The organism is Thermogutta sp. (assembly GCF_014359955.1).
Taxonomy (GTDB): domain Bacteria; phylum Planctomycetota; class Planctomycetia; order Pirellulales; family Thermoguttaceae; genus Thermogutta.
In genome coordinates this window covers 1-9,825 of the sequence record NZ_JACIYL010000082.1, presented here as the reverse complement: position 1 = coordinate 9,825, position 9,825 = coordinate 1, and the positions used below count along the sequence as shown (strand labels likewise).

Here is a 9,825-nt window from a genome sequence, read left to right as displayed (position 1 = left end):
TGCGTGCACGCCTCGACCGTGAAACCGCAAAAAGCGATGCAAATCGCGGCGAATACAGAACCCACACACCACATTTCTTACTCGCCACAGACTGTCTGAATTGATTCATACAAATATAGGGTGAATTTTGTTCGCTGCCGAGATGAGACGGCTACGCGCCATTCACGACTGCCCCACACAAACCAAACTGCCCAATTACGGACGGCAAGACGTATTACCGAAGTGGGGAGTTGACTCGGCAGAGTAGGGGTTTTAGGAATGGAACACCATCGGCAGTGTAGGCACAATTAATACAAACTGCGCAGAATGTCCTCAATCTCTCCTTGACTCATCGGTCGGGGATTGCCACTCATACTCGTGCCGAAAGAACCGGCAGCGATTTTTGGGATCATCTCTTGACTGACTCCGATTTCGCGAAGTTTTTGGGGCAGGTGCAGATCCGCCCGCAACTGCTCCACGGCCTCGATCAGTGCATCCACCGCCGCATCTTCACTGGGAAAATCCTTCCCGAGGGCATACCGACTGAGATAGGCGAGTTCGCGGCCGACCACGCTGCGATTCGTGCGCAGGGCTGCCGGAAGCATCATCGCACAGGCCAATCCGTGCGGGATCCCGGCCACCACCCCTAGCGCCGCTGCAATTCCGTGAGCCATCCCCAGCCCCGCATTGGCCAGGCAGATTCCCGACAGCAAGGCAGCCTGGGCCATGGCTTCGCGGGCTTCCCGATGATCAGGTTCTCGATAGGCGGTGGCCAGCCACCTGAGTGCCAAACGCAGACCTTCGGGGGCGAGTGTTTGGGGGATGGGCTTGCGACGATTGGAAACGAAACTTTCGACGAGTTGCGTGATGGCGTCCATCCCGGAACTGGCTGTGACGGACGGCGGCTGACTGACCGTGACCTCGGGATCGACCACCGCAACGATCGGCATAACCCGATCGTCCCGCAGACTCTTTTTGAAAGGCGGATCCAGCGAGGAAATGACGGCATTGCGTGTGGCTTCGGTTCCTGTGCCCGCCGTTGTGGGAATCGCCACCACAGGAAGCGGCGGTTGCGTCAGTTTGAGTCCCCGCCCCACGTTTTCCAGATAGTCCTGGACCGACTCCCCCTGCGAGTTCGTCGCCATCGCGGCGACCGCCTTGGCGAGATCGATGGCCGACCCACCGCCAACTGCGAGCAGCAGGTCACCACGCCGAATGCCAATCGCCTGGACCTGTCTGGTGACCGCATCCACGTCGCAGACAAGAGGTTCACGGGAGATCGTGGCGAGGAATTGCCACGTCACTCCCGCTGTTTCCACCAGCCGCTGCAGTTCATCGAGAAGGCCCTGCTTTTCCAGTGTCCGGGAGCCGCAGACAACGAACACCCTCGTGCCCCACCGCGGTAATTCCTCGGCCAGATGGTGGCGACATCCCCAGCCGAAGATAATCTTCCGCGGCATCACAAAATGATACGGCTGAAGTGGAACGGCAAAACCTTCCATCTGTTGTTGAGCACCGTTTTTCTGCATCACGACGGCATGGAGGACAACTCATCCAGGGATCGGTGAGGGGAAGTGTACTGGAAAACGCGGCCCCGCTCTGCCCAGGGGGACCGTGACCGCTCTCACCAGAATAACAGTTTATTTTTTCAGGACCGGATCACCCAATTGCTTTTGAAGCTGCGACAGCCGCTCTTTTAACTGCGCTTTGAGATTCTGATAGGCCGGGTCGTCTGCGAGGTTTTTCATTTCCCAGGGATCTTTCTGAATGTCAAAGAGTTGCTCATGGAATTCATCCTTGACATGGTATGTGATGTACTTATACCGCTCGGTTCGCACAGATCGCTGGAACTCGCGGTAGGCACCGAAGACAGCGTCGCGGACCTTCTGTTTTTCTCCTCGGACAATCGGCAAGAGGGACTGCCCCTCCACGCCTTCGGGAAGGGGAATGTGGAAGATGTCGGCAATGGTGGGAAAAACGTCAAAAAGATAGACCAGGGCATCGCTTTGCCCCACCGGGATACCCGGTCCGGTGAAAATCAGCGGCACCCGCTGGCTGTGTTCGTACAGATTCTGTTTGCCCATCAGGCCGTGCCTTCCCACAGCCAGGCCGTTGTCCGAGGCGAACACAATGAGCGTGTCCTGAAGATGCCCGGTTTCCCGCAGCGTGTCCAGGATCCTTCCAATTTGAGCGTCAAGGTGCGTGATCATGCCGTAGTATTCGGCAATATGGCGGCGGATATCCTCCGGATTCCGCGGGAACGAGGCGAGAAGTTCATCCCTTATCCGCAGTTCGCCGTTATTGAATGGATGCTCTGGTAGAAAGTTTGGCGGTAACGAGATGTCGGCCGGGTCGTACATCTGACCATAAGGTTCCGGGGGAGTCCGCGGGTCGTGGGGCGCCGTGAAGGCCACGTAGGCGAAGAACGGCTTCTCGCTCTGATAACTCTTGAGGAAGTCGATACAGGCATCCGCGAATAGTTCGCTGGAAAATTTTTCCACAACCTTCTGTTTGGCCTGGGGAAACTTTCCGGTGGGATCAAAATCGAATACCGGCATTCGAAAATGGTCATGCATCCCACCGATAAAGATCGCCTTGCCCGAGTCAAAACTTCGCGCGAGAGATTCCCGGCCATTGTGCCATTTTCCGGTGACGAAAGTGGTGAATCCATGTTCACGGAAGACCTGCGGCCACGTGGGGACGCCGGCGAGGTTCTCCGGCACGTGCCAGAGAGTCCGTCCACTGAGAAACATGGCCCGGCTCGGCATGCATATCGCTCCTTGCATGCCGCCCATGATAAAAGCATGCGTGAATACAAAGCCCTCCTGGGCGAGCCGGTCCAGATTCGGCGTGCGGATTTCTGGATTTCCCAGGGCGTGGATGGTGTCGAACCGCTGATCATCGGAAAACAACACGAGCAGGTTTTTCGGCCGAGCCGGTTCTTTCTGCAATTTGTTAGCGGTCTCTTCCGCCTGCACACCCAGCGACCAGAAACCCGTCGGTAGCAGGGAAAACAGCAGGAGCAGGCCCCCTCCACGCCGCACGGTTTTCCACTGGTTTGTGCGCCGGCATACTGCGAAAAAGAACCTGGCTCGACTTCTGCTCATTCGAAATCTCCTCAAGGTGTGAAAGTGGTGCGGAAGGCTCGGGGGCTGTGCTTCAGCGCCTCGCGAAGTCACGTCCGATCCCCTCGCCGATTTCCCACTCTCATTCTTGCCTGGCGGGTACGATCGCACGCCGACTCCCCTGCTGGTTCATCCCGCCTGGAGTAAGCGGCGCGGACGATCCAGCAGGATGACTGATCGTGGTGACTCGACGCGAGCGATTTTCGCCGTCACAATAGGGGAAAGTCATTGAGCGACAAAATGCATCGACACCATTTTGACGTTGAAACGAGTCGTGAGCAACGGCTGATGGGTGAACTGGCTTCTTTGCTGTGGAGGTGATGCGATGGCAAGCGGCACGAGAAGTGGCACACTGAGCGGGTTTTTCAGTTTGGGAACAGCGATCGCGCTGTCCCTGGTGGCCCCAATGGTTTGCGCCGAGGATGGGAAAGGGAGAGCGATGAGTTACGGCGAAGCACGGCAGTACCTTGCCAGGCACACAAAAATCTATGAACTGGTGGATGAACATGGTGCCCGCGTGTTGGTCTGCCCGGAATGGCAAGGGCGCGTCATGACCTCCACTTGTGACGGTATGCACGGTTTGAGCTTTGGGTTTATCAACAAAGATTTCATCGACGCTGGCAAGCCGAACCCGCATTTTAACAATTACGGTGGTGAAGATCGGTTCTGGCTTTCGCCAGAAGGCGGTCAATTTTCTCTGTGGTTCAAAAAGGGGGCAGAGCAGAATCTCGATAACTGGTTCACTCCTCCGGCACTCAACGAGGGGGCCTGGGAGATGATCAGTCGGCCCCACGATCCGTTCTATCGCATGCGCCGGCGCATGGAACTCGTCAACGCGTCGGGAACGGAATTCAAGCTGGAAGTCACGCGGGATGTCCGTTTGCTCACACCGGCTGACTTGCAGCACTTGTTCGGCGAAGCAGCCCAGGAACTGACTTCGGGACACGTCAAACTGGTGGGCTACGAGACAATCAACCGGGTTGTGAATCTCGGCGAGCCCATGCAGAAAGAAAAAGGGCTGGTCTCGATCTGGATTCTGGGAATGTTCAATGCCGGACCGAAGACGGTGGTCATTGTGCCGTATCGGCCGGGAGATGAGGCCACACTCGGGCCGGTGGTCAAATCCGATTATTTCGGCCCGATTCCTCCGGAACGCCTCAAGATTTTGCCGGAAGCCATTCTCTTCCTTGCCGACGGCAACTACCGGTCGAAAATCGGAACATCCCAAAAGCGGGCACGGAATGTGGCGGGTTCGATGGACTTCGTCCACAATGTGCTCACGCTTGTGCATTTCACAATGCCGGAGGATCCCACGCAGCATCTTTACATGAATAACATGTGGGAATTGCCACAGGCTGAGCCATACGTCGGTGACGTGGCCAACAGTTACAACGACGGACCAGCCGGTCCGGACAAGCCAGGGCTGGGGCCCTTCTATGAAATTGAATCACTGTCTCCGGCCAAGGAGCTCAAACACGGCGAGGCTCTGGAGCACGCCCATCGGACCGTCCATATCCAGGGCGATTACGAGACCCTTAAATCCATCGCCAAAAAAGTGCTGGGTGTGGATCTCGACACCGTCCGCAAGACGATGTTCGGTGAATGACGCTTGAGTCTGAAAACCAACGAAGATGGTAATGTCCCATGGGGGCCGTCGGTGTGTTCCGTCGGTCCCCTTTTTGAAGTCTGCATGCCACGTCACTGCCATGCTGAGCCGGGTTCTTGAACCGGAAGTGATGGACACCCTCGAAGAGGCTCTGGATTACGATTCCATGGACCACTCCGAGGTGAATCGGGTATTTGTGGCCGACTTTCTGGCCGCGGGAGCCTCCGCGGGAACAGTGGCCGATTTGGGCACGGGCACAGCCCTGATCCCCATAGAACTGGTCCAGCGACATCGGCAATTTGAGGTGGTGGCGGTCGAATACTCTCGGTATATGCTGCTGGTGGCCCGGGAACATCTCAGCAGACTCGGCCTGCGCGATAAAATCTTTCTCGTCCAGGCGGATGCCAAGCGGCTTCCCTTTGCTGACGGGGCTTTTCAGCTCGTCATGTCCAACAGCCTCATTCATCATCTGCCCGACCCGTGGCAGGGCCTCGTGGAAGCCGACCGCATCACCGCTCCGGGTGGACTGTTGTTTTTTCGAGATCTGGCACGGCCGCAAAATGAACAACAGTTGCAGCACCTGGTCACGCAGTATGCCGGAAACGCCAACGCCCACCAGCAGCAGATGTTCGCCGATTCCCTACGGGCGGCGTTGACGGTGGAAGAGATGGCCGAGCTCGTCACTCGCCTGGGTTATCCGCCGACGTCCGTTCACATGACCAGCGACCGCCACTGGACGTGGTGCGCTCGGAAACCTCGTCTGTAAAAAATCAACAAATCGCGAACCACCTGGCGCTTTGGAGGGGTGCTCGCGGTCGTTTTCAGGCGGCGTTCCGCGCGTTCGCCATCATTTTCTCCCAGACCTGCCGCTGCTCGATCAAAGCCGCGATCCGGTCGGGCGGATTGGTCCGGCATTCCAGAAGAATCCAGCCTTTGTAGTTGTTGGCCACCAGAAGATTGAACAGGGTTTGATAGGGATAATCGCCGAGATTCAATTCCCGCACGTGGACGGTATCCCCCAGCCGATCTTTCACCAGATTGAAGTTGTATTCCAGCCCCTGTCCCTGAAGGTCTTCCGGATTCGAGTTCCAGCACAGACCAACATTGGGATGGGTGGCCACATCCATAATCTTTTTCATGATAGGCAGCGGGGCGCACTGACCATGCACCTCCAATCTCAGCCGCTGTCCATAATCGGCGGCAAAAGCAGCCAGTTCATTGAGGGCCCGACCGATCTGCTCGATGGTCTTTTCCTGCGGTACCTGTTTGGGAAGATCATTGGGCTTGACTTTGACGCCCAGTCCGCCGACATCATGGCTGAGTTTGATGAACGCCTTGGTCCGTTCGATTGATTGCTTGAGGCGTTCCGGGTCGGGATAATGGAAGGCTTCATTGGACCCCAGCCCGACAAGCACGACCGGGCTGTCGGCGAAGCGTTTTCTGACTTCTGCGCGTTTTTCGGGGCCGATGTCCGGCTCCACACCATGGGCGTGTTCCGTGCGCAACTCGACACCTTCCATTCCCGTTTTTTCACAGTTGTCAAGAAGGGTCGGCAGATCCCAATCGCGGCCCCAAAGGTAGGTCACCAACCCCAGGCGGATGGTTCGCGGGGACTCCCCTCCGCCGAATGCCCAGGCCAAAGGATGCCCAACAGCCGCAGCGGCTATCGGTACGCCCAATGTTCGCTTCAAAAAGTCCCGACGCGGCAGCTTCGCCATTGGTGAACTCCTTGCAAACGTGGAACGCACGAATGTGCTTTTTTCTGATTGCTGGACGCCGGAAGGAGAATCCAGTATGGGATGGCCGTTGTGCGGCCTCACCCACGTTCAGCCTTCTAACAGAGTAAATCCACCCCGGCTGGGAAACAAGTGACTTGTCGGCGTGCCGGTCAGCCGATAGCAGACCGCGATTTCCAGGTCCATTCCTGAGAAGAAAAGCGGGCAAAAAGTTCGTCGAAAACCGGATCGTGTTCTATCGAGTGGGGAAAGGGCTGCAACCGCCAGCCGAGTGCCTGGGCAAGCATCGGCGGCCAGGCCACTGCGAAATCCCGAAAGAGCTCCTTGTCCTCGGTGAGGGGATCTTTGTGTCCGGTTATTTCCCAAAGTCCGGGCAACTCCGGCGCCCAGGGCGATTGCCCCAAAAGGACACTTCCATGTTGGAGCACTGCATCGCGGGTGCGCCGCTGCGCACTCCCAACGAGTTTGACCGTCAATTTACCGGACGCCTGAGATAACTCGGCTGTTTCCACTGCCTCCTGCGCTTTAGCGAGTGAGTTCGAGGGGGATTGATGGCTCGAAAGAGTGTCGCCATCGACCACGACCACAATATCCCCCACCGTGCGACGCTGAAAACAGAGGAACGGGCACGAACGCGATGGCGTTGAACTGCAACGGGTGGAAAGATCTTCCTCGCGCAAAACGGCGGCCATCACTCCCCAGCGTTGCAGCCAGTTGGCCAGTGTTTCGTGAACGGTCAGATAAAGCGACAAACGGTCTTTGGCCAGGGGATGTCCTGCCGGGAGGCACAGGGCATAGGTCCATTCACGATCGTGAAGGATCGCACCACCGCCGCTGGGTCGGCGCACCACCGGACAGGATTGACTGGCCGGATGACTGTGCCGGTCTTCATAACGCTGAAAATATCCCAGCGAAAGTGTGGCCGGTTGCCACCGATAAAGCCGCAGAATGACCGTCCCATGACGTGCCGCCCAGGCAGCACACCACTCGTCGGCCGCCATGTTAGAGGCGCCATTTCGCGCCGAGTCGATCAAAAGTAAACATGTCTCCATGGCGTTGCGGAAGTTTGCAAGCCCGATCAAAAGGCCGCATTTTCACCAGGGGGCGTCCATTTGAGGATCGGTGAGCGGGCAGCCAGCACCTCGTCGGGCCGGGAAATCGGCGTCGTATGAGGGGCTTCGTGAACCAACTCGGGCGGTTCTTCAAGGATGGCCTTGAGCGTATCGGCGAACTCGTCCAGCGTGGCCTTGGTTTCCGTTTCGGTTGGTTCGATCATCAGAGCCTCCCGTAGAACGAGAGGGAAATACACCGTCGGCGCGTGAAATCCGTAATCGAGAAGACGTTTCGCAATGTCCATTGCCGAGATATTTCGGCTCGCCCGAATCTTCATCGCTGAAGCCACAAACTCATGCATACATCGGGAGCCGTAGGGCACCGGCAGGAAGGATCGGACGCGGGCAAGGAGGTAGTTGGCATTGAGCACAGCCCGCTCGCTCACCCGGCGCAGGCCTTCTGGTCCCTGACTTCTTATGTAAGCATACGCGCGAAGAAGAACGCCGATATTTCCGTAGAAACTTCTCACCCGTCCAATAGACAGGGGGCGATTCTCATCGAGTGTGTACTGCCCGGGTGCCGTCTCCACGATCACCGGAATGGGAAGAAAGTCGGCAAGGTGTTTTTTGACGGCCACCGGCCCGGCTCCAGGTCCGCCTCCCCCGTGAGGGCCGCTGAATGTTTTGTGCGGGTTGTAGTGCATCATATCGGCCCCGCAATCGCCCGGGCGGACAATTCCCATGACGGCGTTCATGTTGGCGCCGTCCATATAGACAAGGCCGCCGACCGCGTGCACCATGTCGGCAATGCGACGAATCTGCGTTTAGAACAATCCCAGCGTGTTGGGATTGGTGATCATAAAGACGGCCGTCTGAGCGTTGATCTTGCTCCGCAAATCTTCCAGATCGACCAGTCCCTGCGTATTGCTTTTCACCTGAACACTTCGAAAACCGGCCATGGTGGCACTCGCGGGATTGGTTCCGTGGGCCACATCGGGAATGAGCACCGTCGTGCGATGCTCGCCGCGATGCCGAAAATAAGCCGCCGCGATGAGAAGGGCCGTCAGTTCGCCATGGGCGCCGGCCGCCGGCTGAAGCGTCACGGCTTCCATTCCTGCGATCTCGGCCAGGATCTGCTCAAGGGCGTGAAGGGCGCCGAGAAGTCCCTGGACTGTTTCCAGAGGTTGGTAAGGGTGCAGATTGGCAAAACCCGGCAACTGAGCGAGCCGATCGTTCCGCTTGGGATTGTATTTCATCGTGCACGATCCCAGCGGATAAAAATGGGTGTCCACCGACATATTGAGCTGGGAGAGGTTGATGAAATGCCGGATGAGTACAGGCTCGCTCACTTCCGGAAGAGGAGGCGGTGCCTCCGCCAGTTCCTCAGCGGGAACAAGCTCTCCCAGCGGTCGCGATGGCACGTCGCACGGCGGGACGATCGCTTCCGCACATCCAGGTTGAGAAAGCTCAAACAATAGCTGGGTGGCCTGTTTATTTCTCATGGGAATTATTCAACCTGCACGGTTCGCGAGGAAGGAGTCATGGACGGTTTTCTGTCGATGGCCTTGTGGTCTGCCCGGGCGCGAGCGGACGCCAGAACGGCCGTCAGGGCATCCATTTCCGCCTGAGTACGCTTTTCTGTGACAGCGATGAGCAGACCGTTCGCCAGTTCGGGAAACCACCGCCCGAGTGGAATGCCGGCGAAGTACCCCGCGTCCGTGGCGATTTCAAGAAGGGTTTTCACCTCAGCCGGACTTTCGGCGGCCAGGGCGAATTCCTTGAAAAACGCTGCGTCGTAAAGCGGCTGGAAGCCTGCCTCCCGCTGGAGGCGTTCGCAGAGGTAATGCGCCTTCTGCAAACACAGCTCGGCCACGGCGCGAAGCCCGTGCGGTCCCAGGGCCGCCAGGTACACCGTCGCCCGAAGGGCCATCAACCCTTGATTGGTGCAGATGTTACTGGTGGCCTTTTCCCGCCGGATATGCTGTTCCCGCGTCTGCAATGTGAGGACCCAACACCGCTGGCCGCGGCGGTCCACCGTCTGGCCTACCAAGCGTCCAGGCAGTCGCCTCAGAAACGCTTCCTTGCAGGCGAGAATCCCCAAATAGGGACCACCCCAGGCCAGGGGCAATCCCAGGGACTGCCCCTCGGCGACCGCAATATCGGCACCATAATCACCCGGCCGACGCAACACACCCAGGCTGATCGGATCCACAACCGCGATAAGCAAAGCACCGGCCGCGTGTGTGATTTCACTGATCTTTCCAGCGGCTTCAATACACCCGAAAAAGTTTGGTTGCTGAAGAATGACGCACGCCGTTTGATCGTTC

The 9,825-nt window shown here is 57.8% G+C and carries 6 protein-coding genes and 2 pseudogenes; 2 read left to right on the top strand and 6 right to left on the bottom strand.

Features of this window, described 5'->3' with window-relative positions:
- Positions 1-287: 287 nt before the first annotated feature.
- Together H5U08_RS04335 and H5U08_RS04330 are read right to left on the bottom strand one after the other, a co-directional pair.
- Positions 288-1,508 carry an iron-containing alcohol dehydrogenase gene (locus H5U08_RS04335; protein WP_297030590.1) on the bottom strand — a complete coding sequence of 407 codons (1,221 nt, stop codon included), beginning with the start codon at positions 1,506-1,508 and terminating at the stop codon, positions 288-290.
- 111 nt (positions 1,509-1,619) lie between these two features.
- Positions 1,620-3,086: a sulfatase-like hydrolase/transferase gene (locus H5U08_RS04330; protein WP_297030588.1), complete on the bottom strand. Its 1,467-nt coding sequence runs from the start codon at positions 3,084-3,086 to the stop codon at positions 1,620-1,622.
- 343 nt (positions 3,087-3,429) lie between these two features.
- Here H5U08_RS04330 and H5U08_RS04325 point away from each other — a divergent pair, with 343 nt between their 5' ends.
- Both H5U08_RS04325 and H5U08_RS04320 read left to right on the top strand, forming a co-directional pair.
- A complete protein-coding gene (locus H5U08_RS04325) occupies positions 3,430-4,710 on the top strand; it encodes a DUF6786 family protein (RefSeq protein ID WP_297030585.1) in 1,281 nt (426 codons plus the stop codon).
- 100 nt (positions 4,711-4,810) lie between these two features.
- The gene (locus tag H5U08_RS04320) at positions 4,811-5,476 is read left to right on the top strand and encodes a class I SAM-dependent methyltransferase (RefSeq protein WP_297030580.1); all 666 of its coding nucleotides are present in this window, start codon (positions 4,811-4,813) and stop codon (positions 5,474-5,476) included.
- Positions 5,477-5,531: 55 nt separating this feature from the next.
- Here H5U08_RS04320 and H5U08_RS04315 read toward each other — a convergent pair whose 3' ends face one another.
- The 4 genes and pseudogenes from H5U08_RS04315 to H5U08_RS04300 all read right to left on the bottom strand — a co-directional run.
- Positions 5,532-6,428, bottom strand: a complete 897-nt coding sequence (locus tag H5U08_RS04315) for a sugar phosphate isomerase/epimerase family protein (protein WP_297030578.1) — start codon at positions 6,426-6,428, stop codon at positions 5,532-5,534.
- 170 nt (positions 6,429-6,598) lie between these two features.
- Positions 6,599-7,447, bottom strand: coding sequence for a hypothetical protein (locus H5U08_RS04310; RefSeq protein ID WP_297030575.1), 849 nt, complete (start codon positions 7,445-7,447; stop codon positions 6,599-6,601).
- Positions 7,448-7,524: 77 nt separating this feature from the next.
- Positions 7,525-9,000, bottom strand: a pseudogene (gene gcvPB, locus H5U08_RS04305) (aminomethyl-transferring glycine dehydrogenase subunit GcvPB).
- 5 nt (positions 9,001-9,005) lie between these two features.
- A pseudogene (locus H5U08_RS04300) lies at positions 9,006-9,825 on the bottom strand (glycine dehydrogenase); the annotation flags it as partial.